The 743-nt window shown below is 67.6% G+C and carries 1 protein-coding gene; it reads left to right on the forward strand.

All coding sequences use genetic code 11. The features are described 5' to 3' along the window. Positions 1 to 241: 241 nt before the first annotated feature. Positions 242 to 743, forward strand: a 502-nt coding sequence (locus tag RJ1_RS45120; protein WP_143169626.1) for an IS110 family transposase, incomplete at its 3' end; no start/stop codon positions are given.

Here is a 743-nt window from a genome sequence, read left to right on the forward strand (position 1 = left end):
AGCGGTCCGTGGTCGGGTTAGCTGCCCGTAACGTGCCGTAGCAGACCGGAAGGTTTGACTCCTGATCTTCCTGTCACCCCCATCCAACGGGGGTTGACTTTGCGGGGGTATGTCGCCCCTTCCGGTCTGCGTTCGCGGAGTGACTGGAGAGAGGCGTGACCCCAAGCTGCTGTGAGAGGTACTTGAAGTCGGACTGTCCTCCGCGGATCCCCCATCCCGGCAGAGAAGGGAACCGTCGTCCATGATCGTCATCGGTATCGATCCCCACAAGTCCAGCCACACCGCCACCGCGGTCAACCCGGTCACCAACACCGATCTCGGCTCGATCCGCATCGACGCAACCCTCGCCGATTACAAGAAGCTGATCGCGTGGGCCAAGGCCTGGCCCACGCGCGAGTGGGCGGTCGAGAACGCCGAGGGGCTCGGCCATCACCTGGCGCAGTGGCTGCTGGCTGTTGGGGAGATCGTGCTCGACGTTCCGGCCACCGCCACCGCCCGGGTCCGGCAACTCTCCCGCGGCGGGCGGCGCAAGAACGACCGCATCGATGCGGCCGCGGCCGCGTGTGTGGCCGCCCTGCAGGGCGACGCCCGCCCGGTCGCCCCCGAGGGTCCGACCGATGTCCTGGCCTTGCTCGACGAACGTCGAACGAACCTGTCGGGCAGTCGCACTCGCATCGTCAATCAGCTGCACGCGCTGCTGCGGCAGTTGCTGGCCGGCGGTGCGCCGACATCGCTGACCGCGG

This window comes from Rhodococcus jostii NBRC 16295, from assembly GCF_001894825.1.
GTDB classification, from domain to species: Bacteria; Actinomycetota; Actinomycetes; order Mycobacteriales; family Mycobacteriaceae; genus Rhodococcus_F; species Rhodococcus_F jostii.